This is a genomic window from Castellaniella sp. (genome assembly GCF_049671645.1).
Classification (GTDB): Bacteria; Pseudomonadota; Gammaproteobacteria; order Burkholderiales; family Burkholderiaceae_B; genus Castellaniella.
The window spans coordinates 19,956-46,865 of sequence record NZ_JBATVG010000029.1 but is presented as its reverse complement, the minus strand read 5'-3'; the positions used below and the strand labels follow the sequence as shown (position 1 = coordinate 46,865).

Annotated in this window: 26 protein-coding genes and 2 pseudogenes; 11 read left to right on the top strand and 17 right to left on the bottom strand. The window is 64.6% G+C overall.

The features are described from left to right. A partial coding sequence (locus WBG56_RS16200; protein ID WP_424270204.1) for an N-acetylmuramoyl-L-alanine amidase family protein occupies positions 1–502 on the top strand: 502 nt, incomplete at its 5' end. Between the two features lie 12 nt (positions 503–514). Here WBG56_RS16200 and WBG56_RS16195 read toward each other — a convergent pair. The 10 genes and pseudogenes from WBG56_RS16195 to WBG56_RS16150 all read right to left on the bottom strand — a co-directional run. Then, a complete protein-coding gene (locus WBG56_RS16195; RefSeq protein WP_424270202.1) occupies positions 515–1,723 on the bottom strand; it encodes a pectate lyase family protein in 1,209 nt (402 codons plus the stop codon). A gap of 9 nt (positions 1,724–1,732) precedes the next feature. Further along, positions 1,733–3,652 carry a tetratricopeptide repeat protein gene (locus WBG56_RS16190; RefSeq protein ID WP_424270200.1) on the bottom strand — a complete coding sequence of 640 codons (1,920 nt, stop codon included), beginning with the start codon at positions 3,650–3,652 and terminating at the stop codon, positions 1,733–1,735. Next, positions 3,645–4,676: a sugar ABC transporter gene (locus WBG56_RS16185; RefSeq protein WP_424270206.1), complete on the bottom strand. Its 1,032-nt coding sequence runs from the start codon at positions 4,674–4,676 to the stop codon at positions 3,645–3,647. The genes WBG56_RS16190 and WBG56_RS16185 overlap by 8 nt, the downstream gene beginning before the upstream one ends. A 121-nt stretch (positions 4,677–4,797) precedes the next feature. Next, on the bottom strand, positions 4,798–5,514 hold the full coding sequence (locus WBG56_RS16180; protein ID WP_424270198.1) for an ATPase: 717 nt from the start codon (positions 5,512–5,514) through the stop codon (positions 4,798–4,800). Between the two features lie 9 nt (positions 5,515–5,523). After that, complete coding sequence (locus WBG56_RS16175; protein ID WP_424270196.1) at positions 5,524–6,870, bottom strand: ABC transporter permease; 1,347 nt, start codon at positions 6,868–6,870, stop codon at positions 5,524–5,526. A 1-nt stretch (position 6,871) separates the two neighbouring features. Beyond that, positions 6,872–8,029 carry a polysaccharide biosynthesis/export family protein gene (locus WBG56_RS16170; RefSeq protein ID WP_424270194.1) on the bottom strand — a complete coding sequence of 386 codons (1,158 nt, stop codon included), beginning with the start codon at positions 8,027–8,029 and terminating at the stop codon, positions 6,872–6,874. Between the two features lie 124 nt (positions 8,030–8,153). After that, positions 8,154–10,208 carry a glycosyltransferase gene (locus tag WBG56_RS16165; RefSeq protein ID WP_424270192.1) on the bottom strand — a complete coding sequence of 685 codons (2,055 nt, stop codon included), beginning with the start codon at positions 10,206–10,208 and terminating at the stop codon, positions 8,154–8,156. After that, positions 10,205–12,685, bottom strand: a complete 2,481-nt coding sequence (locus WBG56_RS16160) for a hypothetical protein (protein ID WP_424270190.1) — start codon at positions 12,683–12,685, stop codon at positions 10,205–10,207. Before WBG56_RS16160 ends, WBG56_RS16165 begins: the two co-directional genes overlap by 4 nt. Positions 12,686–13,137: 452 nt before the next feature. Then, positions 13,138–13,818 (bottom strand): isochorismatase family protein, encoded by a 681-nt coding sequence (locus WBG56_RS16155; RefSeq protein WP_424270188.1) that lies wholly within the window; start codon positions 13,816–13,818, stop codon positions 13,138–13,140. 62 nt (positions 13,819–13,880) lie between these two features. Next, a pseudogene (locus tag WBG56_RS16150) lies at positions 13,881–14,010 on the bottom strand (pirin family protein); the annotation flags it as partial. A 121-nt stretch (positions 14,011–14,131) separates the two neighbouring features. Between WBG56_RS16150 and WBG56_RS16145 the strand changes: the two are divergent. The 8 genes and pseudogenes from WBG56_RS16145 to pyrF all read left to right on the top strand — a co-directional run. Further along, positions 14,132–14,419, top strand: a pseudogene (locus WBG56_RS16145) (LysR family transcriptional regulator); the annotation flags it as partial. Between the two features lie 87 nt (positions 14,420–14,506). Further along, positions 14,507–15,202 carry an aspartate/glutamate racemase family protein gene (locus WBG56_RS16140; protein ID WP_424270186.1) on the top strand — a complete coding sequence of 232 codons (696 nt, stop codon included), beginning with the start codon at positions 14,507–14,509 and terminating at the stop codon, positions 15,200–15,202. A 621-nt stretch (positions 15,203–15,823) separates the two neighbouring features. Continuing rightward, a complete protein-coding gene (locus WBG56_RS16135) occupies positions 15,824–16,111 on the top strand; it encodes a co-chaperone GroES (RefSeq protein WP_322997735.1) in 288 nt (95 codons plus the stop codon). Positions 16,112–16,145: 34 nt separating this feature from the next. Continuing rightward, complete coding sequence (gene groL, locus WBG56_RS16130; protein ID WP_424270184.1) at positions 16,146–17,792, top strand: chaperonin GroEL; 1,647 nt, start codon at positions 16,146–16,148, stop codon at positions 17,790–17,792. A gap of 297 nt (positions 17,793–18,089) precedes the next feature. Next, entirely contained in the window at positions 18,090–18,380 is a 291-nt protein-coding gene (locus WBG56_RS16125) for a toxin-antitoxin system TumE family protein (RefSeq protein WP_424270182.1), read from the top strand. Further along, positions 18,377–18,754, top strand: coding sequence for a hypothetical protein (locus WBG56_RS16120; RefSeq protein ID WP_424270180.1), 378 nt, complete (start codon positions 18,377–18,379; stop codon positions 18,752–18,754). Before WBG56_RS16125 ends, WBG56_RS16120 begins: the two co-directional genes overlap by 4 nt. 98 nt (positions 18,755–18,852) lie before the next feature. Further along, complete coding sequence (locus WBG56_RS16115) at positions 18,853–19,236, top strand: diacylglycerol kinase (RefSeq protein ID WP_424270178.1); 384 nt, start codon at positions 18,853–18,855, stop codon at positions 19,234–19,236. 23 nt (positions 19,237–19,259) lie between these two features. Next, entirely contained in the window at positions 19,260–20,093 is an 834-nt protein-coding gene (gene pyrF, locus WBG56_RS16110; protein WP_424270176.1) for an orotidine-5'-phosphate decarboxylase, read from the top strand. 2 nt (positions 20,094–20,095) lie between these two features. Here pyrF and WBG56_RS16105 read toward each other — a convergent pair whose 3' ends face one another. The 7 genes from WBG56_RS16105 to ftsY are packed head-to-tail and all read right to left on the bottom strand — an operon-like array spanning position 20,096 to position 25,671. Further along, the gene (locus tag WBG56_RS16105) at positions 20,096–20,602 is read right to left on the bottom strand and encodes a CinA family protein (RefSeq protein WP_424270174.1); all 507 of its coding nucleotides are present in this window, start codon (positions 20,600–20,602) and stop codon (positions 20,096–20,098) included. Next, positions 20,602–21,135, bottom strand: coding sequence for a phosphatidylglycerophosphatase A family protein (locus WBG56_RS16100; protein ID WP_424270172.1), 534 nt, complete (start codon positions 21,133–21,135; stop codon positions 20,602–20,604). Before WBG56_RS16100 ends, WBG56_RS16105 begins: the two co-directional genes overlap by 1 nt. After that, positions 21,132–22,106: a thiamine-phosphate kinase gene (gene thiL / locus WBG56_RS16095; RefSeq protein WP_424270170.1), complete on the bottom strand. Its 975-nt coding sequence runs from the start codon at positions 22,104–22,106 to the stop codon at positions 21,132–21,134. Before thiL ends, WBG56_RS16100 begins: the two co-directional genes overlap by 4 nt. Before the next feature lie 18 nt (positions 22,107–22,124). After that, on the bottom strand, positions 22,125–22,610 hold the full coding sequence (nusB, locus tag WBG56_RS16090; RefSeq protein ID WP_424270168.1) for a transcription antitermination factor NusB: 486 nt from the start codon (positions 22,608–22,610) through the stop codon (positions 22,125–22,127). Beyond that, on the bottom strand, positions 22,603–23,130 hold the full coding sequence (gene ribH, locus WBG56_RS16085) for a 6,7-dimethyl-8-ribityllumazine synthase (protein WP_424270166.1): 528 nt from the start codon (positions 23,128–23,130) through the stop codon (positions 22,603–22,605). Before ribH ends, nusB begins: the two co-directional genes overlap by 8 nt. Positions 23,131–23,145: 15 nt before the next feature. Then, the gene (gene ribBA / locus WBG56_RS16080) at positions 23,146–24,327 is read right to left on the bottom strand and encodes a bifunctional 3,4-dihydroxy-2-butanone-4-phosphate synthase/GTP cyclohydrolase II (protein WP_424270164.1); all 1,182 of its coding nucleotides are present in this window, start codon (positions 24,325–24,327) and stop codon (positions 23,146–23,148) included. Between the two features lie 36 nt (positions 24,328–24,363). Beyond that, positions 24,364–25,671: a signal recognition particle-docking protein FtsY gene (ftsY, locus tag WBG56_RS16075; protein WP_424270162.1), complete on the bottom strand. Its 1,308-nt coding sequence runs from the start codon at positions 25,669–25,671 to the stop codon at positions 24,364–24,366. Positions 25,672–25,732: 61 nt separating this feature from the next. Between ftsY and WBG56_RS16070 the strand changes: the two genes are divergently transcribed. Together WBG56_RS16070 and coaD are read left to right on the top strand one after the other, a co-directional pair. Beyond that, positions 25,733–26,362 (top strand): RsmD family RNA methyltransferase, encoded by a 630-nt coding sequence (locus WBG56_RS16070; RefSeq protein WP_424270160.1) that lies wholly within the window; start codon positions 25,733–25,735, stop codon positions 26,360–26,362. Continuing rightward, on the top strand, positions 26,359–26,865 hold the full coding sequence (gene coaD / locus WBG56_RS16065; RefSeq protein WP_424270158.1) for a pantetheine-phosphate adenylyltransferase: 507 nt from the start codon (positions 26,359–26,361) through the stop codon (positions 26,863–26,865). The genes WBG56_RS16070 and coaD overlap by 4 nt, the downstream gene beginning before the upstream one ends. Positions 26,866–26,910 lie beyond the last annotated feature (45 nt).

Genomic DNA, 26,910 nt, shown 5'->3' with positions numbered 1-26,910 from the left:
GGCCCGGCGCGCAACGGGCGCGCCGGACGCCGATCTGCTCATCTCGATCCACCACGACTCGGTGCAAGCAAAGTATCTCCGGGCGGGCCGGCAAGCGGAATTCGCAGGGTATTCGATCTTCGTTTCGGCCCTGAACCCCCGCCCTGCCCAAAGCCTGCAGTGCGCCCGACGCATCGGCGAACGGCTGCGAGCGGCGGGCGAGCACCCGTCCGGATACCATGCCGAACCGATCGAGGGCGAGAATCGCCCCTTCGTCGACCGCCGCCTGGGCATCCACCGCTACGATGGCCTGGCGGTGCTGCGGACCGCCCCCATGCCCGCCATCCTGATCGAGGCGGGCGTCATCATCAATCCCCGCGAGGAAACACGCCTTGGGCAGCCGGGAACGATCACGCGCCTGGCCCGGGCCATCGCCCGGGGGGCGCATGAGTGCTTGACGGGTTGGCCCGCCGGGGGTCGATCCGCAGCGCATCCGGTGCACACCGCCGGAGAGCAGGCCTGAGGCACGTCCTTTTCAACCCGGACAATGCGCGACTGCGCGCGATCCGGGCAGCGGGACATCCCCAGGCGTGTTGCCCGCAAACCTGCGTATCCTCCCGGCCAGGTCCTGCGTCGGCTTCTCGTAAGCGTAGCAGTACGGAGGCGTCGGAACCGATTCGGGGCGGTAGTCCCGCAGCACCGGCTTCGCATCGCCAAGATACAGGTTGTCTTTCAAGCGCAGAAAGGCCTTGTAGTCGCGGGTATAGCCGTACCGGGATTTCAGTTTCTCGTAGGCCTTGCGATCGGATTCCCCGTTCTCCAGCGCGCTGCGTTTGGGCGCGATGGAGATATAGCGGCAGTAATTCACATTGATGCCTTCCACCGTGGGAAAGAACTCAGGCTCCACGCACTTGCGCCGGGCGTCGTTGTTGAAGATGTTTCCTTCGACCAGGGCCCTGGCCTCCAGACTGAAGCTCATGCCGTAGAAGTCCCAGTTCTCCACCAGGTTGTTGAACAGGTGGAAAGTGCCGAATTGCGCCCTGGGGTTGCGCTGCACGGTGTTGAAGAAATAGTTGTGGTGCAGCGTCACGCGCGCGATCGAATCGCGATCGTAGTTCTGAAACAGGTTCTTCGAGGTAATGTTGTTGAGCAACATCACCTTGTTCGAGTCGTGGAACCTGGTCCACGAGATCGTCACGTCGGTCGAACCGTTCTTCACATTGAGCAGGCGGTCGGACATCCGCGACAGGTCCATGTGGTCGACCCACACGTCGCGGCTGCCGTTGGCCACGTTCACGGCTTGCGTGAGTCGTTTCAGGCGCCCGTCTATCGTCAGATGGGTCAGGATGACGTTCCGGCTGCCATACACGCCCAGGCCGTCGTCTATCAAGACCACCCGCTTGCCGCGTCCGTCTATGGTCGTGTCGGACGGCACGCGCAGCTGCGTATCCAGGACGATGGTCATGTCGGAGGCAAAGCGTATCCACGTCCGCCCTTTGCGGGCTTGCTTGAGCGCGGCGCGCAGCGTGCCGGGCCCCGCGTCCCGGTCGGAGGTCACCTCGACGAACCGGCCGCCCAGCCCCCCAGTGGCCTGAGCCCCATAGCCTTCACGTTGCTGCAACAGCGCGGAAACGAATGGGCAGTGTTCATCCGGCGCCGTGCACTGCTCGCTAGCCAATGCCGGGCCGCCATACAGCGCGGCCAGCACCAGCAGCCAGATCGTGACTTTCCTTCGCACAGACATCGCAGCCGCCTATTCCTGCGCCGACCGATCCGCGGACGTCACATGGCGCCAGATGCCGCCGCTCAGGCGCAGGCTCTCCGGCTCACCGGCCAGATGCTCCCGAAGATGCTCGAAATACGCCTTCTGCCAGCGCTGCGAATAGGCTTGCGCATCCTCGCCCGGCTTGGGTGACGGCAGCATCTCCAGGGTGTAGGACATGCGGCCGTTCTCCCAGCGGGGCACGTAGAACACCGACGGCACGTTCAGGCGATACGCCAGGTGGGAAGCAAAACCGGAGTACGTCACGTCCTGTCCCTCGAAGCTCGTGCGCGGCGCGGCGGGATTGATGGCCCCATCGATGGCCAGACACAGCACGTAGCCCTCGTTGATCGCACGCATGCAGGCCTTGGCGACCTGGGCCTCGGTCTGGTCGGCGGTGGAGATCAGCGCTTCGGAATAGCTGCTATGGGCGATGCTGGGCGCCGTCGCCAGCCAGCGGGCCGGAATGCCCACCAGTTCCATGGCCATCAGGCCGGCGTACATGGGGCCCACGTGCGCCGTGGCGACCACGACGCCGCGTCCGGCCGCCAGCAAGGGCGCAAAAAAGCGCTCTCCGGTATCGAGTTCGCCCAGCAGGTACATGGCCTCTTCGGCGCGCTCTTCGCGGCATTCGAGCCAATCGAGCAGCAGATGGTCGATCATATGGCCCCAGCGCGCCCGGCGCTCCCAGGCTGCACGATCGATGGACGTATCGCCGCGCAGCGACCAGGCCCAATCCAGCCGCGCCTGCGGAATGGGCGCGGTATCCAGTTTTTCCTCCATGCGGGCCAGGGCCTCCTGGAACGTGCCCGGCAGCCGCGCGCTGCGCGTGGCGATGTATCGCGAGAACAGCGCCTCCGCCTCTTCCTGGCGACCCGCCTGCGTGAGCGCGCCGATGGCGGCCCGCTGCCACAGCAGCGTGTCCGGGGACTTCTCGACCAGCCTCATCCACTGATCGGCCGCATCGCCGTACTGCAGGGTGTGGCGCAGCGCGCGGGCATACAGGGCGCGCGTCTGCTCCAGTTCCGGCGCCTGTTCCAGGGCCTGCGCCAGCGGCGCCACCGCTTCCGGGTAACGCCCCGCACGCAGCAGGGTCTCCCCATAAAGCGTCAACAGCCTCACATCCGCCGGCGCCATCCGCAAGCCGGCTTCGAAATGCGCCACCGCATGCGCCTTGCGGTCTTCTTCCGTGCCGCGCCGCAGATGCGAGAGCCCCAGCGACGAGCGCAGACCCGCGCAGTCGTGGCCCGCGCGCAGCGCGGCGTCGCCCAGCCGGATGGCCGCCGCCGTGCGGCCGTCCTCCATCAGGGCGCGCACGGCCATTGTCGCCACGCGTTCGTTTGGCAGTCCGTCCGGAACCAGCGCCGCCGCGACGTCCGCCGCCTCGGCCGCATCGCCGTTGCGCACGAACGCCATCATCCAGGAATACGCTTCGTCCGGCTCGCTTTTGGCCAGGTCCAGGGTCGCGCGGGCGGCTTCGGCCGCCTCGGCCACCCGGCCCGCCCGCACGCGCAATTGAATCCGCGCGGCATGCAACGCCGCGTTGCCGGGCTCGATGCCGGCGGCGGCATCCGCCTCGGCAATCGCCCTATCCCACTGTCCCATGCGCCCGAAAAGACTGGCGAGCAGACGGCGATCCTCGACACGCAAGGGATGGACCGCGATCAGCACGCCCAGCGCGGCTATCGCAGGCCCGAACCGGCCCTCGCGCACGAAGGGCGAAACCAGCAGGCGCCTGACATCGCGCCAGCCGTCCTTGACCTGTCGCAACGCCGGTTCAAGCTCGGCCATATCGCGTTCGGGCTCGGCCGCATCGCGGATCCTCCCGATGATGTCGCGCAAGCGGGCGGCGGGGTCCCGCGGATCGGCGCCAGCCACAGGTCGGCGACTGTCTAGAGCCGTATCAACCATGACGTAGTCCTCTCAACAAAGCCATCGCCACACGAGCGATGAACATGAGCACAAAGCCCAGCGCCAGCGCCTGCAACAGCAGAAGACCCGTGCGCGGGCTGCTCGGCCGGTCCGTGGGAACCGGTTGCGCAATGATGGACAGGTACCGCTGCAAGCGCAAAGCGTCCGTCATCGCCTGTTGGTACGATTGCTGCGCCAGGGTCAGGTTTGAATCCGCGAACGTCTGGGCATTGCGCAGCGCCTCGTACGGCTTGAGCTGCTTGACTTCCGCATTGCCGCCTCCGCTCAAGCGATAGCGCACGGACGCGAGCCGCTTTTTCAGGGCGGCGACTTGCATCTCGGCGGGCTTGAGCATGAAGTGATCTTTGTTGTTCAGGGCGCGGATCTTGTCCAGCCTGATCTGCGCAGTGCTGAGCTCCCCTTCCAGCTGGCTGGACAGATTCAACAGCATCGACACCGTGGCGGCGGGGTCGACGTTTCCATGCGCCGTGCGCCATGTCGTCAGTGCCTCCCGGGCCGCCAGCGCCTTCTGTTCCGCCAGCCTGACCGACTCCCGGCTCACCGTCAGCTTGTCGGCAACACCCTTCTCATTCATGGTGTTGACGAATTTCTCGGCCAACTCGAGCAGCGCCCTGGACAGCGTAGCCGCGTCCGCGGAGGAAAACGCGCTGACCCGCAGCACATCGATCTGCTCCAAGGCGTTGAACGAAACATACACCGACGCCTGGTAGGCTCGATATAGCTCGTCCTCGCTGGCGTCCTCGGAAAGGCGATTGAACGGGTCCCAACTGACGTTTGTCAGATAACGGCGCAGGCCGATCGTCCGGTCGAGCTGCCGCATGCTGTCTCGCGACTCCAGGAAGTCGGCGACCGCCCAGCCGTCCACGAATCCGCCCAGCATGCCGCCCGAGTTTCCCGTGGTGAGCAGACTGGCCGCCGCACCCGCGCCGCCTTGCTGGCCGGATGCGGACTGCACGAAAAAGCGCGACTCGGCCTCATAACGCGGCACGGCGAAGAGGAACACGTAGACCAGGGCGAGCGCCACCGGCGCGATGACGATCAGCGCATTGATCCAGCGCTGGCGGCGGCGCTCGCGCAGCACTGACTGCCGTTCGCGGCGGCGACGTTCGATCTCCGATCTGTCTTCAGAACCCGAGCTGGCCCTCGTCGAAGCCGCCTCCGAGGTCGTCGCTGTGTGTTCCGGAGTCGCTTCGCGATCGTCGCGGGGGAAACCTGAGGAGGCATTGGTCGAGGTCGTCGTCGATGCGGAGCGCGCTTCGTTCATAGATCAACCCTTTGAAACAATAGTCCGCCAGCTGATTCTGGCGGTAGCTGGAGAAAATGAGTGTCCGGCTCACCAGCCGTTCTTCGAACAGAGCGAGCCAGAGACGGGTGAAACGGCAGGGCTCGAAGGGAACGCTCCCTTCGATCACGTAGACATCGAACGCCGGCGCCAACGCCAGCGCGAACGAAAACTCCTGCCGCGCGTAGAGCGGCCAATGCTCCATGGGCTTGGCCAGACAGGTGGGGTCGCTGACCAGGTCCGCCACCAGCTCGTACGTCGCATCGGCGTCGATCTCGTACAGCTCGCTGACGAAATCGATCATGTTCAGGCCGGTCGCCTTGCCGCGGATGAAGCCCTGCCGGCCGATCGCCCACGATACGGTGCAATCGTGCTTGACGAAGCCCTGGCGCGGCGGGCGCAGGCAGCACAGGAGGTCCACCAGCTGGCGGTGCATGTCCGGCACGGACGACAGCAAGGCGTAGCGTCCAACCGGGATATCGAGATTGGCATTGGCCAGCAGCGCTTGCCTGCGGCCGAAGGCATAGGGCTCGTCGGTCACGCCATTGAGTTGAATCATCTTCCCACCTCACATCGGCTGGACATTGGGGCGCGCCAGGCTCTCGGCCATCAGGGCGACCACCATCAGGAATACCAGCGAGGTCAGGAAATAGCCCAGGCTGGCATCGTGCGATTGGTACGCAGGGAAGTAAGCCGAACGCAGCAACTGCATGCCATGCGCGAACGGCGACCAGAGCACCCACGGACGCAATTGCTCCGGCAACTGTTCCGAGACGAAAAAGACGGACGCGAAGATCTGCAGGAAGCGTTCGATAATCGGCGCAAGCCGCAGGAAGAAGTGCCAGAAGGTCGCGATCGTCCCGAACAGCAGCCCCATCGCCGCACCGCAACCCCCCATCAAAACGACGAAAAGAATGAAGCCGGCCCAGCTTCTCGGCAAGGTGATGAGACCTAGCGCGTGGCCCGCGCCGATCAACACCGCGAACACCACCAGATAGACCGACACATAGATCAGCGACTGCACCAGGGCGCACATCAACGGCGTCACGCCCTGAAAATTCAGCAGACCGCGGGCCGACACATAGGCCGTGCTGCTCCGGAAGGCGATCTGCCGGAACATGATCCAGGTGGTCGCGCCCAAGAGCGCGAACGTCTGCACATCCATGCCCATGATGTAATGCGTCCCCATCAGGATATACAGCGACGAAATCAAGGTCAGCAGCACCACGGGGCCGACCAGCGCCCACACCAAAGCGATGCGGCTCTCGCCCTGCATCACACGCAACTGGTAGATGAACATTGCCATCAGCGTGCGCCCGACTGGCCGGACCGTGCCGGCCATGTCCGGCGCACGCCCTTCGTGCAAAACGCGCAAGCGGTCCCGCAGGATCGCCAGATCGCCCGCTTCGTCCTGCGCCACCTCGATTTCCAGCGCAATGTCGTTGCGTGACGCATAGCGCCGCGCTTCACGCGCCTCATCCTGCTTGCGCCGCTCCACGCGCCGCGCATGCGCCAAGGCCAGGCGCTCGTCCTCGGCCACCAGCTTGGCCGGCATGTAGCCCGGCGCGAATACCGCCACGCCCGCGCGGATGTCCTGTTCCAGGAGACGCACGATGATGCGCAGGCGCCGTCGGGAAAAATCGGCCAGGTTTTCGTCGACCGCGCTGCGCGCGATCTCCGCTTCCAGCTCCGCCTGCACCGACTCGTACACCGCCCGCCGGGCCGCCACGGAATCGTGCGGCGCCCCTTGCAAGCGAGCGAGCAAGGGCTTGAACAGCACGGCCGGCGCGGCCTCGGCTTCGAACAGCGAGGCGGGATCCAGCCGCCAGTCGGCGACACCGGCCCCTACCGTGTAGTGACCGCCCTTGCGGCGCGATCGCCAGCCTTTGATCCGATCCTCGTTGCTCGTCGACATGCTATTGGGCCAGCGAAGGCGAACTGGCGCCCGTATCGCCGCCGATGGCTTTCGTGGCGCTGAAGCCTGCGCTCATCGTGAAGCGGAAGGCCGACAGGACCTTCTGCACCTGCGTAAACGGCGCGTCCGAAATATAGATCGCCTCGCCCTCACGCACCGTGAATTCGCGCGCCAGCGCCACCTGCTCCGGACGGGTCAGGTCGAACCGGTAGACCACGGGCAAGGTGTCCGGTTTGCCGTCCACCCCGGCCTTGGCGGGCGTGAACAGGAACACGGAACGCGGATCCGCCAGCTTGTCGTCCAGCCCCCTGGAGTCGGCCAGCGCATCCAACACGCTGTAATTGCGCTTGCTGATGGCCACGCGCCCTTGAGTGCCGGCCGCCCCCAGCACGGTCAGGAACGCCTTGGATTCATAGGCGGTGATGACATCTCCGGACCGCAGCAGGATGTCGTTGTCCTGGTTCCGATAGATATCCGACAGCCGCACCGATGCCACCTGCTTGTTGCGACGCAGACTGATGATCAACTGCTCGGGATTCTCCTGCACCGGCGCCGCCTGCGCCAATACGCTGCTCAGGCGCTGAGTCGTCTGCGTGATCGGATACAGGCCGGGCTTGGTCAGGTTGCCCTGCACTGTCACCATCTGCCCGCGCTCGGAGGCAACGCGCGTCACGCTGACGGCGGCGCCCACGACCAGCTTGCTCAGGCGCGCCATCACGGCGTCATGCAACTGCGCCAAGGTCAGACCCTCGGCCCGAAACTTGCCGATGATGGGGAAGGAGACATGGCCCGAACGATCGATCTCATGATTGCCCAGGTCGCTCACACCGGTCGGGTCCGCCGCGAACACGCCCAGCCCGTCGCGCTCCCATACCTTGATGTTGATGCCGTCGCCGGGCACCAGGCGATCGAACCCCGCTTGCGTCAGATCGCGGTAGCGCGCGGGAAAATTGGCCACCTCGGGCACCCGGCTCTGCTGCGCGAGTTCGCGCGACACAGGCACCACGATGACGTCCTTGTCATCGTTCGCCCCCGTCATTTCACTCAGCATGGGGCCGGACCGCGGCAGTTGGCACCCCGTGAGCGTCAGTGCGGCAAGCAGCACCAGGACCAGGGGCGCGCGGCGCCGCAAGGTCGGGGCCAGGACTGTCATTTGCATAAGCTCCCTCAGCCTCAACGGCTTGAAAAAGACCCCGCCACGCCGCGCCTTCGGCTTGCTGTCCCCGCCAAGGGGACGCTTTTTGCCTTAGGGCGGCCTGGCGGCAAAAAAGAACAATCGCCCATCACGCTCGCATCAGGCCCATCGCCGGCGCGAGATCGATGTGATCTTCATTCCCGGAGATGGCGGGCATGCACAGACTCAGGAATTTGGCGAGCATTGCCTCGAGCGAAAACAGCCTCTGCGCGCGGCGGCGGCTATGCACCCCCACATCCTCATTGCTCTGCGCCTTATTCACCATCGACGTGACCTTCTCGCACGCCTCGTGCAGATCCGGATGCACGACATCGCTGAGCAGGTGGCCCGTCTCGTTTTCCACGAAGCACTCGCCCGCGCCGCCGGCCGGCGTCGAGATCACCGGGACCCCCAGCAACTGAGCCTCGATCAGCACGTTCGGCAAGCCTTCATAGCGCGACAGCAGCACACTGGCATCCATCTGCGAATACCAATAGCCGACATGGTTCGACAAGCCCACCAACAACAGCCGGTCGGTCACATGCAACTCTTGCGCCAGCGCCTCGATGTTCTCGCGCAGGCGCCCGTCGCCCACGATGACAAAGCGCGCCTGCGGGTGTTCCTTCAGGTACAGCGCGGCCAGCTTGATCCACAGCTGCGGACGCTTGTCCGGTTCCAGCCGGAATACGCCGCCGATCGTTTCCGTAGCGTCGTCCGTGCTTGCGTGAAAGGCCGTCCACATGGCCTCGTCGGCGGCCGACGCATCGGTCGCCAGGTCGGGCACGCCGTTGTACAGGATGTGAAAGCGCTCGATCGGAATGTCCAGCCATTCCGAGTAGGCTTGCGCAGCCTTGCGGCTGTTGCTGACGAAGAGCACCCCCGGCACCTGGGCCAGGGCCTGGTACAGCTCCGGATACTCTGCGCGGAAGCGATCCTTGCGAATATTCGGCGGCAAGCCGCGGAACACCAGGTGGATGGTCGGAGTGCCTGCCAGCAACGCCGCCAGCGCGCCGAACAGGCAGGTGCCGTCCTGCCACAGGCTCACCACGTCGAACGGCTTGGCCCGCAGCACCGGCGCAAGCCGCGTCACGCCATAATGGACAGGCGGGGGCAATTGTTCCAGCAAACGGGCCAGGCTTCCTTCGGGAACGGTCTGGTGAGACACCGAGATGGCCGGCAAGCGATTGATCTCCGTGACGGGAATCTGCGCTTTGATCAGGACAGGAAGGAAAAAATCGTCCTGCTTCTTGGGCGAGCCCATCGGCTCGGTGTGCTGCTTGACCAGCACTTCGACCTTCTTGGGCCGCAGGGGGATATCGGAAGACTGCGGGCCTGGGGACCCAGCCATGCGGGTCAATTCGCCCGCCAGGCGCGTCAATTGCCGTTCGGCGCCGCCGGGGCCCAGGCTGCCCGTGACCAGCGCCACGGAGACGGCCTTGTCCAACGTATGTGCGGCGATCTTCCGGTCGCGAAAATGCAGGATCGCATGTTTCATCGACACGATCCGGACGTCTTTTCCCGCCAGAGCCTCTTCGGATTCGAAGCGCTGGTAGAACGCATAGTCACTGGCCAGCCCCTCGGCGAGTTCGGCCGCCTTGCTGCCGGGCGCCAGGTGCTTGACCACCGGCGCAATCACCTCGAACGCGTCGGCCAGCAAGCCGCGCTTGCGCAAGCGCTTGGCAAACTCGGCGCGCATGTTGCGATCTGTATGCTGCGAGATCAGGCGGCGGAACAGGGCGTCGGACTGTTCGTGCGCACGGATGTCGCCCAGCAACTTCGCCCGCGCGAACAGACGATCGGCATTGATCGTCGACTCGGGCAGATGGCGGTCGACCAGCGCCATGGCCTCTTCGACGCGCCGTTCCTTCACGAGTCGCGTGGCGCAATAGCGGACGATCTGCAGATCGTCCGGGCATTCCTGCAGCAAGGTCTCCCATTGCTCGGCCATGCCCTCGTTCAAGCCTGCGGATTCCTGCAAGCGAAGCAGCAGGAAGCGTACCTTCGAGTCCTCCCTATGCCCCTTGGCCAGCATCTCCGCCCGGGGCAGATTCTCCTGTGCGATTTGAACCCGCCCCGACTCCGCAACGATGTCCGCCAACTGCGCTTGCACCTGTTGAAGATTGAATGTGACGTCCTCTTGCCCGGCAATCAGTGGCGAACTCATGCCACCTTTCTCCGATTGAGCTTCTCGATCCACACCATGCAGCGCTCGATGTAGCGATCGAACTGCGCCGGGCTCTCGGAGCGTTCTCGCAGTTTTTGCCAGTACGGCAAGGCCTGCTCGAAGCGGCGCAGGCGCATGGCGCCCACGGCGGCCAAGCGCAGGCCGACGGGATCATCGGGTACGAGTTTCACGATGCGCTCGCCCAAGGCCAGACGCTCGGTCGTGCTCGACGCTTCCAGCGCGCGCGATTCGGCGTACAGATAGGCCAGGATGCGCCGCTTTTCGTGATCCACTTCCGCCATCCCGGGCCACGACTGGGCGACGCGGTCCAGCAGGTTCCAGGCGGCCTGATGATCCCCTTGGGACAGCATCTGGCGGGCGCCGCGGATCGCACGCGGACCCAGCCTGCCGAGCTGGCGCTCCGCTTCGTTCCGGGCGCTCTGGTCGGCGGACGGATGAGCGAGCACGTCCTTGTATGCGTCGATGGCCTGACCGAACCAGCCCCCGCTGAACGCGACCCGCGCGAAGTACAGCTTGGCGCTGAGCGGCGCGGCCTCGCCAGCCGCAGCCTGTTCCAGATGCCGCATCGCGGTCTGCTTGTCCCCCAGCGCATCGGCGGCGCGGCCACGCATGGCGTGCAGTTCGGGGAAATCCACGTGGGTGTCGATCGCCAGGTTGGTCAGGTCGATCACTTCCTTGTGATTGCCGGCCACCAGCGCGGCGCGAACGCCCAGGCGCATTGCGCGTTCAAACGCCCGCTGCGCCCGCGCGCCGGCCAGCGCGTTGGGATTGAGCAGACGGTCCGCGCAGATTCGCTCGGCCGCGTCACGCAGGCGTCCTTCCTCCAGCGCGCGATTGCCTTCTTCGGCCCAGGTCGAGGATTGCGTCCGCAGCCACGCGCCGATTTCCTCCTGCCCGCTCTTGACCAGGTCGCAAGACGCCGCCAGCGTTGCCGCGGCCATGAAGCACCCTCGCCACGAGGCTTCCTTGACCAGTTCCAGGGCGTCGGCATCGTCCAGCGCGGGATGCTCCGAAGCCAGCCCGCGCAGCGCGTCGCGGTCGCCCGCCAGCAGCCGATCCCGCCACAGCACCGCGAAACCGCGACCATAGCCGGGGAGCGCCGCGCGGACCTCATGGACCCAGCGGATGGCCGCCGCCATGTCGCCGGCGGCCTGCAGCAGCGACAGCACCGTATCGGCCGCTTCCACCGCCATCGCATCCTGGGACGGTGAGATGCGGAACAACTGCTTCCACATGCCCAGGCTCTCGTCCACGTAACCCAGGTGGCCCGCGGACACCGCCGCGATCCGGACGATTTCCGGCGTCTCGATCTCGTCGCCCAGCAGGCTGGTCGCCAACGCATACGCCATGTCATGGTGGCCCAGCTTGAACTTGTTGCGCATCAGGATCTGCTCGGCCTTGCTGCCCGATGCCAGAGCGCCGTCCATGCCATCCAGCAGCGCCAGCGAGCCCTCGTAATCGCCCAGCTCCTCCTGGATCCCTGCGAACAGCAGCACATGATCGGGCAGCCCGGGGTAGCGGCGAAGCACTTCGCGCACGCGGCACGAGGCCTCCCGCAGATCGCCGGAATCCCAGAGCTTTTCGATATGCTCGGCGCTCTCGTCGGCGGCAAGCTTGGGCACGACGGGCTGCGGTGTGGACGCGCCCATCCGCGGACGCATGAAGTCCTTGTACCAGTCCGTGCACAGACGCTCGGCGAAGACCGGGGTGTAGTGCGTCAGGTCGAGCCCGCCGTCCTCCATCGCGTCCGCCTGGCCGATCTTGTTCATCAGCGGCGTCGGGTCGTAGCAAGGCACGCCGGCACGCCGGGCGGCGGCGGTCACGGCGGCGATCAGTTGCGCCCGCTGTTCGATGGTCACATTGTCCGGCGTCGTGGCGTTGACGTGCGTGACGAACACCACCTTGTCCCTGTCCAGCAGTTCGACGAGTTGGCGCATTTCCTGCTCGATTTCCTCGTCCGTCTCATCGCGCTTGACGATGCGGGCGAGCAAGTCGCGGTCGTCCGCATTGAGGCTGTTGAAAACCGGCTCCTGGTCCAGGATGGCGCGGCGCTCGGCAAGCCGTTCGGCGCTGGCCATGGACCAGAACTGGCGGGTACGCGCCCGATCGGCGAAGAACTCGCTGAAATAGCGGACCAGGTAGTTGGACTGGATGGGAAAGCCGTCAATGGTCAGGAGTTTGCGCGACGACAGCTCGACCATGTACAGGTCGGCCGGCTGGTGCGTCCCGCGGCGAGCCTGATCACCATTCGAAGGCCTGAAGATCAGGCGCTGGACGTCGGCGGGAATGTCGGTCTGGCCGAACATGAATCGCGCCTGCTGCAGCGCTTCGGCGGCCGTGTGCACGAAACCGTAGTTGCGGCCGAGCTGCAGCGTGATCGGGTAACGTCCCACAGCATCGCGCAGCGGCGTGTGGATGCGGCAGGTTCCTATCGGAGCGATGGTAAAAGCAGTCATTCGGGAGCTCTCCTGTAGTGATGGATACCGGGCCTGAACTTAGAGAGTCCAGTACAAGAGGTCGCCCGCAGGCAAGCAAATCGAGATGGGATCGAAATGCGTTTGCCGTATACGGGCAGGCATATGGCTAAAGGTGATGTCGGCTCGGTACCCAGCCAAGTCTTTCGGGTAGCAAGCCAATGCATCTTGAGGGGAAACCCGCAGCAAACCTATTTCTAAAAATTATCGTTGCTGTTGAAATGAATCAGGGGCGACCCCTAACACCCCCGGGAAATCCCTAAAAGAATTACAACCATGACGAACATGTAATGGCCCGGGGGCTGCTACTGGACATTGGCCCGCCTGTCGAAGGCCGCAAGACGAAACAGGAAGGCCGGAGCTGGATCCGGCCTTCCTGTTCCGCTATTCACAGCCCAGCGACAGGACTTCAATCTGTCCAGCCGCGAACTGGATTACCGCCGTTGGGAATCCAGCGTTTCGCCGTTCTTCGCGACATCCTGCGCCTTGGTGTAGCTTTCGATCAACAACTGATACGCCGGGAAGATCTGGGTGTACACCTGAGCCCATTCCAGGGCGTCCTCGCGGTTCCAGGTCTTCTGCAATTCGGACGCTACGGCCCCGGTATCCATGGGCACCACGCCAGCCTGCACCACGCGGGCCAGGGTGATTTCCTGCGCCATCTTGGTGTAAGTGCCGGAGGCGTCGATCACCGCGAACACCTTGTAGCCCTCGGCGACCGCGCTGATGGCCGGGAATGCCATGCATACGCTGGTGATGGTGCCCGCGATGATCAGCGTCTTGCGACCGGTTGCCTTCACGGCCGCTACGAATTCAGGGTTGTCCCAGGCATTGATTTCGCCCTTGCGCGCCACGTACTGCGCATGCGGCGCGTTGGCGCGGATTTCAGGAATCAGCGGGCCGTTGGGGCCCTGCGGCACGGACGCGGTCGTGATGACCGGCAGTTTGGACAGCGTCGCCATCTTGGCCAGGGCTGCGGCGCGCGCCCGCAATTCCGTCATGGGCATATCGCCCACAGTCTGGAACAGGCCGCTTTGGTGGTCGATCAGCAGCATGACGGCGTCATTCGCGTCGATGACAGGACGTTGGCCATTGAAATTGGCAGGTGAACTCATGGTATTTCTCCTTCGAGGATCAAGGCGCATCGCGCCTGGTTAAACACAAGGCGGCCGGCGTGCGGACCGGCATAGTCCAGCAGCAGAAACAGGCTGAGCCGCTTGCCGTGGCTCCGATAAGAAAACAAGGAGCGAACGAGAAAGCCATCTCCCCCCATGAGGACGCGGAACGCTGTAAACCCCGAGAGCCATCCCCACGCTGAACCCCAGCAAATCACCTACGATGGTGATGGATTCATCATAGAATCGGGACTGTCAACTGAGTAGCCCCACAATTCAGGCATCAGAGTCCTGTTTTTAAGACGATGAGACGATGCAAGATCTGAATGACCTCTACTACTTCGTCCAAGCCGCGGATCACGGAGGGTTCGCGCCCGCCGGCCGAGCGCTGGGCATGCCAAAATCGCGCCTGAGCCGCCGCATCGCGGAACTTGAAGAGCGCCTCGGGGTGCGTCTGATCCAACGGTCGACAAGACGCTTCACCGTCACGGATATCGGTCAGGCCTACTACGAACACTGCAAGGCCATGCAGGTCGAAGCAGAGGCCGCCCAGGAAGCCATAGACGTCTCGCGCGCAGAACCGCGCGGCACGGTGCGCCTGGACGTTGGGTCGACATCGCGCAGTGCTGAGCACCAGCAATGCACCGAAATCCACCGATTCTCTGCTAACACTTGAGGTGAGCGAAAAATGAAGAAAATTGGTCTCATTGGCGGCATTGGCCCCGAGTCCACCGTGTCTTACTACCGCCAGATCGTTGAAGGCGTGAAGGGCCGCATGGGACATGAAGTACTCCCCAGACTGTCTATCGAAACGTTAAATGCCTTCAACGTCTTCTCCCTCTGCAAGCAAAAACGCTTCGACGACTTGGCCAACTACGTTCTGGAGGCCATCAACTGCTTGGCGGCAGCCGGTGCCGAGTACGCAGCGTTGACTGGAAACACGCCAAATGTGGTCCTTGATCAGCTCCAGGCCCGAACGCCGATTCCGCTCATCAGCGCGGTTGACGCAACCCTTGCGGTGGCACAAGTCCGTGGGGCTAAAACGGTGGGGTTGCTGGGTACGGCTTTTACGATGACAAACACTTTCTTCAAGACCCCGTTTGAAGCTGCGGGCATTGAAATCGTTTGCCCCGACACCGATCAAATCTCATATATTCAAGACCGCATTGAAGCCGAGCTTGAGCATGGCGTCGTCACCGACAAGACGCGTGAGGGTTTTGTCCAAATCATTCGGTCGCTCAAAGAGCATCACTCGATCGATCAGATCATCTTGGGCTGCACTGAGTTGCCACTGCTGCTCAACGACGGGAATAGCCCCGTTCAATGCCTGGATACGGTCGAAATCCACGTTGCGGCGATGGTCGACGTGATATCCGAAGCTTAAGTGCACGTCGTCGCCGTCTGGATTGCGCAGCATCGCCAACTGCCCCACGATCAACCCCTTGGAGCGTCGCAAATCTGCCAGATCGTTTCCAAAGATGCGCAACACGAGACTGCTTTCAAAGGCGCATGTGAATGCTATTGAAAGATGATTCTGAGACCCGGGGCACAAATTGCCCATCAGGGCTTTCAAATATCATAAGCCTTTGATTTATATATATGAATCAAGAAATGGCATTAAGACATGGTGCTAAAAATACGCATCGTCACAAGCTGGATAGCTGGCTACCGGAACCCCATCTGATCTGGCAGTATCCTTGGCACACGCGCTAGCCGAAAAAGCACGGCTTCAACCTGCCTTAGACCGTCTCCTCAGCGCCAGCTCCAGCTGGAAACCCGCGCCAGTGCTGCAAATAGCCGTTTTGCGGAGTTCAGAGCTGAGCGGCGGAAGTTCAAAACTCAGTGGCGTTCGACAGCACATCCCACACCAGACAAATGTAACTGCATACCGCAGCTCCCTTGAAATAGGGAAAATCATCCCTATAATTAGCACTCGATGGGGTTGAGTGCTAACAACACAGTCTTGCCCCCGCACCTCTCAATTTCTACGTACAGGAGTTCCTCCATGGCACTGCGTCCTTTGCACGATCGTGTGATCGTCAAGCGTCTGGATAACGAGCGCACCACCGCCTCGGGTATCGTCATCCCTGAAAGCGCCGCTGAAAAGCCCGACCAGGGCGAAGTCCTGGCCGTCGGCCCGGGCAAGAAGACTGAAGACGGCAAAGTCCTGCCGGTCGACCTGAAGGTCGGCGACAAGGTCCTGTTCGGCAAATACGCCGGCCAATCCGTCAAGGTTGATGGCGAGGAAGTGCTCGTCATCCGCGAGGAAGAAGTCCTCGCCGTGATCCTGTAAGCCACCGCTTCGTTCAATCCCAAGGAATTTCAACATGGCTGCAAAGCAAGTTTATTTCGGCGACGATGCCCGTACCCGCATCGTCCGTGGCGTCAACATCCTGGCCAATGCCGTCAAGACCACCATGGGCCCCAAAGGCCGTAACGTGGTGCTGGACCGCTCCTTCGGCGCCCCCACCGTGACCAAGGACGGTGTGTCCGTGGCCAAGGAAATCGAACTGAAGGACAAGTTCGAGAACATCGGCGCCCAACTGGTCAAGGAAGTCGCTTCCAAGACCTCCGACAACGCCGGTGACGGCACCACCACCGCCACTGTGCTGGCCCAGGCGATCGTCGAAGAAGGCCTGAAGTACGTGGCCGCCGGCATCAGCCCCATGGACCTGAAGCGCGGCATCGACAAGGCTGTGGTCGCCGCCGTGGCCGAACTGCACACCCTGTCCAAGCCCTGCACCACCAGCAAGGCCATCGCCCAGGTCGGTTCGATCTCGGCCAACAGCGACACCTCCGTCGGTGAAATCATCGCCAACGCGATGGACAAGGTCGGCAAGGAAGGCGTCATCACCGTCGAAGACGGCAAGTCGCTGGACAACGAACTGGACGTCGTCGAAGGCATGCAATTCGACCGCGGCTACCTGTCGCCCTACTTCATCAACAACCCGGACAAGCAAGTCGCCGTCCTGGAAGATCCGTTCATCCTGATCTTCGACAAGAAGATCAGCAACATCCGCGACCTGCTGCCGGTGCTGGAACAAGTCGCCAAGTCCAGCCGTCCGCTGCTGATCGTGGCTGAAGACGTCGAAGGCGAAGCCCTGGCTACCCTGGTCGTCAACAACATCCGCGGCATCCTGAAGACCACCGCCGTCAAGGCCCCGGGCTTCGGCGACCGCCGCAAGGCCATGCTGGAAGACATCGCCATCCTGACGGGCGGCACGGTGATCTCCGAAGAAACCGGCCTGTCGCTGGAAAAAGCCACCCTGGATCTGCTGGGCCAAGCCAAGCGCATCGAAGTGGCCAAGGAAAACACCACCATCATCGACGGCGCCGGTCAGGCCGCCAACATCGAAGCGCGCGTCAAGCAGATCCGCGCCCAGATCGAGGAAGCCACGTCCGACTACGATCGTGAAAAGCTGCAGGAACGCGTCGCCAAGCTGGCGGGCGGTGTGGCCGTCATCCGCGTCGGCGCTGCCACCGAAGTCGAAATGAAGGAAAAGAAGGCCCGCGTCGAAGACGCCCTGCACGCCACGCGCGCAGCCGTCGAGGAAGGCATCGTCCCGGGCGGCGGCGTCGCGCTGATCCGCGCCAAGGCTGCCGTGGCCAAGGTCAAGGGCGACAACGCCGACCAGGACGCCGGCATCAAGCTGGTCCTGCGCGCCATCGAAGCCCCGCTGCGCACCATCGTCAGCAACGCCGGCGACGAAGCCAGCGTGATCGTCAATGCGGTTGAGCAAGGCAAGGGCAACTACGGCTACAACGCGGCCACCGGCGAGTACGGCGACCTGGTCGAGCAAGGCGTCATCGACCCGACCAAGGTCACCCGCACCGCGCTGCAAAACGCGGCTTCCGTGGCCAGCCTGTTGCTGACGACCGAAGCCGCCGTGGCTGAAATCGTGGAAGACAAGCCGGCCCCCGCCATGCCCGACATGGGCGGCATGGGCGGTATGGGCGGCATGGGCGGCTTCTAAGCCCAGCCCTCCGCGATCCCCGGCTTGGCGGTTTATCCGCCACCGGGGGCAGCCTCGGAAAAAATCCCCGCCGCGGTTCGCCGCAGCGGGGATTTTTCATTGGTGGCGAGCGCCTCTGATTTTTCCCCATAGGCAATTCTGTCCCACCCAGCATCTCTTCCCGCCGCTGGCACGATACGCTGCCAGGCAGCGCGACATCCTTCCCGAAGCCGATCCAGGCAGCATCCAGCGCGACACACTCGCTCAAGCCGTTGTCGAAATTGACAACAAAGGCTATCATTTTTCTGACGGATAGAGATGAAGGCAACGCTGATCACCCACCACAGATCCGTAGACGACACAGGGGGCATCATCGAGATGGTCATCTGGCAGGTGCCGCAGGCGATTCCGCCCACCACACACGGCTTCAAGTATCGGCTGGTCTACGTCAAAAACGGTCGGCGTGTCATCGGTTTCGACAACGAGCGCGGCAAAGGAGATCACATGCATCTCGGCCAAGTCGAACAGCAGTATGCCTTCACCAGCATCGATCAGCTCATTGAAGACTTCATCGCGGAAGTCGCCAGCATCAGAGATCTATCACGATGAGAACACTGACTATTACGAACAATGCCGACTGGGAGGTCGCATTGCGCACTGCGGGGACGCGGGCAGCGGCGGGACTGAAAGCGGAAAGCTACCAGGGGGAGACTTTGAACTTCGAGTCTCCGGCTGCCTTCTTTGCGCACATCAACGAGCGCCGCTGGCACATGCTGCGGGAAATGCTGGGCCACGGCACAGTCGGCGTCCGTGAACTCGCCAGGAGAGTGGGAAGAGACGTCAAAGGCGTCCACACCGATGCCGCCATGCTGGTCCAACTGGGCCTGTTGAAAAGGGACGGCAAGGGCGCGCTCAGTTGTCCCTACGACAGCATCCATATCGACATGCATCTGGAGGCGTCCGCCTTCACCCCAACGACTTGACGGCGAACAACCCGCCCCCCCATCAGGCCAGGCAGCGCGGACACGCCGCGCCGCCTGAGTCCATTACAATGCCGGGACATCCTGCCCTGACATCCTTGATGACCCAGCCTTCTCCCTATAAAAGCACTGGCGGACTGATCCGCATTGTCCGCGCCTTCGGCTATTCGCTGCAGGGGCTGGAGGCGGCGTGGCGGCACGAAGCGGCGTTCCGCCAGGAAACGCTGCTGGCGGTGGTGCTGATCCCCCTGGGTCTCTGGCTGGGCGATACCGCCCTGGAACGGCTGTTGCTGGTCGGCGTGCTGGTGGCGGTGCTGATCGTCGAATTGATCAATTCGGCGATCGAGGCCCTGGCCGATGCCATCAGCACGGATCATCACCCACTGCTGGGGCGCGCCAAGGACATCGGCAGCGCGGCCGTGCTGGTGATGCTGCTGTTGGCCGGTGCCGCCTGGGCCTGTGTGCTAATTCCCCGCTGGCTATAAGCCACCACGCAAAGAGATATCCTATGACTTTCACCGACACGCTGCATCGCGCCTGGACCCGCCAGGATTCCCTGCTGATGGTGGGTCTGGACCCGGACACCCGCCGCTTTCCGGCGGAACTGGCGGGCCGCCCGGATGCCGTGTTCGAATTCTGCCGCCGCATCGTCGACGCCACGGCGGCCTACGCCTGCGGCTTCAAGCCGCAGATCGCGTATTTCGCGGCCCTGCGCGCGGAAGACCAATTGCTGGACCTTTGCCGCTACATCCACGAAAAACATCCCGGCCTGCCCATCGTGCTGGACGCCAAGCGCGGCGACATCGGCAGCACGGCCGAACAGTACGCCCGGGAAGCGTTCGAGCGCTACGAGGCCGACGCCGTCACGGTCAACCCGTACATGGGACGCGATTCGGTGCAGCCGTACATCGACTACGGCGACCGGGGCGTGATCATTCTGTGCCGGACCTCCAATCGCGGAGGCGCCGACCTGCAGGACATGCGCCTGGCCAACGGCACGCCGCTCTACCTGCACGTGGCGGACCAGGTCGCCCGCGTCTGGGACACCACCGGGCAATGCGCCCTGGTCGTGGGGGCGACGTTCCCGGAGGAAATCGCCCAGGTGCGCCGCCGCGTGGGTGACATGCCGTTGCTGATCCCCGGCATCGGCGCCCAGGGCGGCGACGTCCAGGCGACAGTCCAGGCGGGCCGCACTGCCGCAGGAACCGGCATGATGATCAATTCATCCCGCGCCATTCTGTACGCCAGCCAGGGCGAAGATTGGGAGCAAGCCGCCGCACAGGCAGCCAGCGCCACCCGTGACGCGATCCGTCAGGCTTTGCAGCCTCGCGCTGAAACCTGAAATCAGCGGCGGCTCAGGTCATCCAGCGCCACCTGCAGGGCAAATCGCACCGCTGCCAGGCGGATGGACTCCCGATCCCCCTCGAAGATCCGGGTCACGGCCCGGGTCGTGATGCCCGGCCCGGCCCGGTGCGCGATGCCGAAGCACACCATGCCGACAGGCTTGCCGGGTGTCGCGCCGTCGGGCCCGGCGATCCCTGTGGTCGCCAGGGCCAGCCGCGCGGACGGCACCGCCCCCAGCACGCCGCCGGCCATTTCCATGGCGGTTTCCTCGCTGACGGCGCCAAAGCGTTCCAGCGTATCGACCGACACCCGCAGTTGCTCGACCTTGGCCGCATTGCTGTAGGTGACGAAGCCGCGTTCGAACCAGCGGCTGGAGCCCGGGCACGAAGTGATCGCCCCGGCCAGCAAGCCCCCGGTGCAGGATTCCGCGGTGGCGCACAGCCAGCCGGCGGCCCGCAAGGCGGCCCCCACTTCACCCGCAAGGGCGCGCAAGTCGCGATCGATCATCACAGAACCCCCAGACGGATGAGCACGGCGGCCGCCAGCAAGGCATACACAGCCGCCAGAATGTCGTCAATCATGACACCAAAACCGTTCTTGAAACGCCGATCCAGCACACTGACGGGCGGCGGCTTCAGGATGTCGAACACCCTGAACAGCACGACCCCGGCCAGCTGAGCCCAGAAGCCGGCAGGCACCAGCCACAGCACCAGCCAGATGGCGACGATTTCATCCCAATTGATGCCGCCATGGTCGGCGATGCCCAGGTCATCGCCGCAACGCTGCGCCGCCCAGCAGCCCAGGCCGAACGCCAGCAGCAGGATAAGCACCATCCAGGTGTCCGGCAATCCGCGCAGGAATACGGCCCAGAGCAACCAGCCGGCCAGGGTCCCCCAGGTGCCGGGCGCCGGGTGAATCAGGCCGGAACCGAACCCGAAGGCCAGGATGCGTTCCGGACGGGCGAAGACCCAGGCAGCCGATGGCCGCTCGGGATTGTCGGGCGCATCACGCCCCGGCTCAGGACGACGGGAAGGGCTCATACGGAATCTGCAAAATGATCGTAACCCTGGTGTGCAACCTCTAGCGCCTGGCCGGCGGCATCCAGCACCCGCACGCCCGATCCGCGCTGGATCGCCCCGATCCGCGAGATCGGCAGGCCCAGCTGGCGCCCCAGGATCTCGATCTGCTCGCGACGGCGCGGATGCGCCGTAAAGCACAGTTCATAGGCATCGCCGCCCGCCAGCAGGGCATCGCGGCGCACCGCTTCGTCCAGGCCGTCCAGCACCGGATCGGCCGGCAAGGCGTCCAGCCAGAGTTCGGCCGCGCACTGGCTGGCATCCAGGATATGGCCCAGGTCTTGCAGCAGGCCGTCCGAAACATCGATGGCCGCATGCGCGACACCGGCCAGATAGCGGCCCAGCTTGAGGCGCGGGACGGGACGTTCGAGGAAGGGCCTGGCGGCCCGCAGGCGCTGCGGATCATGCGGCAGACGGCCCTGCGCCAGACGCAGCGCGATGTCCGCCGCGCCCAGTGTCCCGGACACCCAGACATCATCGCCCGCCCGGGCCGCATCGCGGCGCAAGGCATGGTGATGGCGGACCTCTCCCATGACCGTAATGCTCAGGACCACCCCGGAGGATCCCCCGGTGGTATCGCCGCCCACCAGGGGGCAGCGGCATTCCCGCGACAAGGCATGGAAGCCGTCGGCGAAGGCCTGCAACCAGGTCTCGTCGATGCGAGGCAGCGAAATCGCCAGCGTGCAGGCCAGGGGCCGGGCGCCCATGGCGGCCAGATCCGACAGGTTGACGGCCAGGGCCTTGTGCCCCAAGAGGCCGGGATCGGTATCCGAAAAGAAGTGCCGGCCCTCGATCAGCATGTCGGTGCTGACGGCCAGCTCGCAACCCTGGGCAGGCGACAGCAGGGCGCAATCGTCGCCCACCCCCAGCATGCCGCTGGGGGCCGGCCGGCTGAAATACCGGGCAATCAGATCAAATTCGCCGCCTGAAGGCATAGGCCGAGCTCGAGCGCGTCAACGACGCGCGGTGGATTGCACCTCGGACGCGCGGACCTCAGCAGCCAGCTTGTCCAGCACGCCATTCACGAAACGGTAGCCATCGGTGCCGCCAAAGGACTTGGCCAGTTCGACCGCCTCGTTGATGGCCACGCGATAGGGGACCTCGACGTGATGGACCAGTTCGAAACTGCCGATCAGCAGGACCGCATGTTCGATCGGGGACAGTTCGGCCAAGGGGCGGTCGATATAAGGCACAAAGCTGGCCCGCAGGGATTCCGCCTGGCGGGCAGCCCCCTGCAGCAGGGTCTGGTACCACTGGGCATCGGCCTGATCGAAGCTTTCGCCGTCGCGCACGTGCGCGTCGATTTCACCGAGTTCGCCCAGATCGCTGCCGCCGCGCAACAACCAGGCGTAGACCCCCTGCAACGCGAATTCACGCGCCATGCGTCGGGCGCTGCGGGCATTGGCCCGCCCGCCGTTACGCGCCTTGGGTTCAGTCATCGGCATCCTCGTCGAAATCCTCGTCGTCGTCATCGTCACCGTCATCGTCGTCTTCCGATTCGGGTTCGAGCGCGGCGACCAGATTGGCCATCTCGACCGCGGCACGGGCGCAGTCGCGGCCTTTGTCGGCGGCCCGCGCCTGCGCCTGTTCGTCGGTATCGGCCGTCAGCACCCCGTTGGCGACCGGGATGCCGGTTTCCAGCGCGATGCGACTGATGGCGGATGCGGATTCGTTGCTGACGATTTCGAAGTGATAGGTTTCGCCGCGGATCACAGCGCCCAGAGCGATCAGGGCGTCGAATTCAAAGGTTTCAGCCATCTGGGCCAAAGCCACGCCGAGTTCCAGAGCGCCGGGCACCGCGACGACCATCACGTCGCGTTCATCCACGCCCAGGGCGGCCAGTTCGTCCAGGCAGGTCTGCAATTCGGCTTCGCCGATTTCGGCGTTGAACCGGGAACGCACGATGCCGATGTGCAGGCCTTCGCCGTTCATGTCGGGGGTCATCACATAAGGGTTCATAGTCGTGATTCCATGTCAGTTGATGGCGCCGGAGACGCCAGGTTCGTTATGGTACCCCGTAATGGTCAGGGAGAACCCTGCCATGCTGGGCATTTTTCGGGGCCGCGCCAGCAGGCGCGCCTGGCCCACGCCCAGGTCGCGCAGGATCTGGGCGCCGATCCCGAAGGTGCGCAGCCCGTGGCGTTCACCATCCGTCACGGCCGCCGCGGGGGCGTCCGCCGTGCTGCGCGCCCAGGCGTCGAACTGGGCGAACAGCAGGTCGGCTTCGCCATGGCAATTGAGCAGCACCAGCACCCCGCTGGGGGCGGCCGCAATCGTGCGCAGGGCCTGCGGAATGGTCCAGCTATGGCGGGTGGCGCCTTCGCACAGCACGTCGAGCACGCTGGTGGGTTCGTGCACGCGCACCAGGGTTTCCGCATCGGCGCGGATCTGCCCATGCACCAGGGCCAGGTGCGGGGCGTTGGAGGCGCGGTCGCGATAGGCCACCGCCAGGAAGTCGCCCCAGGGCGTGGTCACGGTGCGTTCCACCAACCGTTCGACCATGGTTTCGTGTTCGCTGCGATACTGGATCAGATCGGCGATCGTGCCGATCTTCAGGCCGTGTTCCCGGGCGAACACGATCAGGTCGGGCAGACGGGCCATGGTGCCGTCGGGCTTCAGGACCTCGCAGATGACGGCGGCGGGCGTCAGCCCGGCCATGGCGGTCAGGTCGCAGCCGGCTTCGGTATGGCCGGCGCGCACCAGCACCCCGCCGGGCACCGCCCGCACCGGGAAGATGTGCCCGGGCTGCACCAGATCGGCCGGGCGGGCATCCCGCGCCACGGCGGCCTGGATGGTCCGGGCGCGATCCGCCGCCGAGATGCCGGTGCTGACCCCCTGCGCGGCCTCGATCGAAACCGTGAAATTGGTGCCATAGCGGGTGCCGTTCTGATTGGCCATCAGGGGCAGCTGCAACTGTTCGCAGCGTTCCTGCGTCAGGGTGACGCACACCAGGCCGCGCGCGTGCGTGACCATGAAATTGATCGCATCGGGCGTGACGAAATCAGCCGCCATCACCAGATCGCCTTCGTTTTCGCGGTCTTCCTCGTCCACCAGAATGACCATGTGACCGGCCCGCAATTCAGCCACGATTTCCTGGACGGAAGCAATCTGGAAGGACGAAGATGCGTCGCGCACCGCCCCGGTATCCGTATTCATTTCAATGCTGTCCCAATAAAAGACTATGGCGCCATTTTAGCGGCTGCCCAACAAAGCCTCGGCAAATTCCGCCGCCACGAAAGGCTGCAGGTCCTGCATGCCTTCACCGACGCCGATCCAGTAGACCGGCACGGGCCGCACGCCCTGGCTGCCGGCCGCCACCGCCGCCAGGGTGCCGCCCCGGGCAGTGCCGTCCAGCTTGGTCACGATCAGGCCCGTCAGCCCCAGCGCCGCGTCAAAAGCGCGAATCTGCGCCAGGGCGTTCTGGCCGGTATTGCCGTCGACCACCAGCAGGACCTCGTGCGGGGCGCTGGGATCGGCCTTGCCGATGACCCGCTTGATCTTTTTCAGCTCTTCCATCAGGTGCAACTGGGTGGGCAGCCGGCCGGCCGTATCCACCAGCACCACATCGGCGGCCCGCGCGCGACCGGCGTTGACCGCGTCAAAGGCCACGGCCGCCGGGTCGCCGCCTTCCTGGGCGATGACGGTCACGCCGTTGCGCGCGCCCCAGGCCACCAGTTGTTCGCGGGCGGCGGCGCGAAAGGTATCCCCCGCCGCCAGCAGCACAGTGGCCTGTCGTTCCTGCAGGGCATGCGCCAGCTTGCCGATCGATGTGGTCTTGCCCGCCCCGTTCACCCCGGCGATCATCACCACCATGGGGGCGGACTCACCCACGACGAATGGTTTTTCCAGCACTTTCAGATGACCCGCCAGAATATCCTGCAGGGCGGCCCGCACGGCATCGGGCTGATCGATGCGCTGTTTGCGCACCTGCGCCCGCAATTCAGTCAGGAGCTTGCCGGTGGCCTCGACCCCCGCATCCGCCATGATCAGCGCGGTTTCGAGTTCCTCGAACAACGCTTCATCGACCTTGACGCCGACGAACAGGCCGCCCAGGCTCTGGCCCGTGCGCGACAAGCCCCGGCGCAGGCGGGATAGCCACGAGCCCTCGGCCGCCACTGGGGGCGCGGCCTGATCCAGGCGCGCCAGTGGATCGCCGGCGAGGTCCATGGCATCGGCCCAGGGGTCGGGGGGTTGCCGGGCCGATGTCCCGTCACCCGGCGCCTCGGATGCCTCTTGGCCCATGCCCGAGGCGGCAGCTGCGGCTTCGGGCTCGGCGGGCGGCGCAGGCCGTTCAGGGTCGGACCCGGCCGGGCCCCGCAGCGGCAACTCGGTGGACGCCACCGGAGCGACTTCCTGCAAAGCGGGGTCCGCGATGCCGCCGGCCAGGGTTTCCGGCGGCAATTCGGTCGGCGCCACCGGGGCGATCTCGGGCGAATCCGCGGCAATAGCAAGCGAATCCGGCTGGGGCTGGGGTTTCTTGCGTTTAAAAAAACTGAACATAGGCTTTACACTGAACGATCCGGCGAGCGCCCGACGCCGTGCCGAACATCACGGGCCGCGCATGAAAAGACATCAGATTCGTATTGTAGGCGGTCACTACCGCAAAACCCCGATTTCGGTCCCGGACGGAGATCACCTGCGCCCGACGCCGGACCGGGTGCGCGAAACGCTGTTCAACTGGCTGGCCCACTTCTGGGACGGTTCCTTCGCCGGGCGACGGGTGCTGGACTTGTTCGCCGGCTCCGGAGCCCTGGGATTCGAGGCGGCCTCGCGCGGCGTCGCCCTGGCCCAGTTGGTGGAACAGGCTCCGGCGGCCCTGGCAGGCCTGCGGTCGGTGCAGGCTCGCCTGCAGGCGCCATCCATCCGCATCCATGCGGGGGACGCCCTGGCGTATCTGCACGCCCTGCCCGCGCCATCGTTCGACCTGCTGATGCTGGACCCGCCCTTTGGCGGCGGCTGGCTGGAACGCGTACACCCCCTGATCGGCCGCGCCCTGATGCCGGGCGGACTGCTCTATCTGGAATCGGGCACGGCCATGGCCGGACCGCCGCCCGACTGCCTGCTGCTGCGCCAGGGCCGGGCCGGACAGGTGCATTACGCCCTGTTGCAGTTTGCTGCATCGCAAAAAAATCGCAATAATGATCGACCGGAATCGGGCTGCGATTCCCCTACGCTATCGGAGAGTGCATGATCACCGCCGTCTATCCCGGAACGTTCGACCCCCTGACCCGCGGACACGAAGACCTCGTGCGGCGCGCTGCCGGCCTGTTCGACCAGGTGGTGGTGGGCGTCGCCGTCAGCCAGAACAAGCGCCCCTTCTTCAGTGTCCAGGAACGCCTGGAAATCGCCGAAGAAGTCCTGGGGCACTACCCCAACGTGCGCGTGCGCAGCTTTGGCGGCCTGCTGAAGGACTTCGTGCGCGAACAGGACGCCCGGGTCATCGTGCGCGGCCTGCGGGCCGTGTCCGACTTCGAGTATGAATTCCAGATGGCGGGCATGAATCGCCACCTGCTGCCGGAAGTCGAAACCCTGTTCATGACACCGTCGGACCAATACCAGTTCATTTCCGGCACCATCGTGCGGGAAATCGCCATCCTGGGCGGGGACGTCAGCAAATTCGTGTTCCCGTCGGTCGAGCGCTGGCTGCACGCCAAGGCCAAGATCCTGCGCGAACAACAGGATCCGGCGACCTGATGTCCCGTTTGAATTGACCGGACCGGGCGGCCAGCAGGGCCGCCC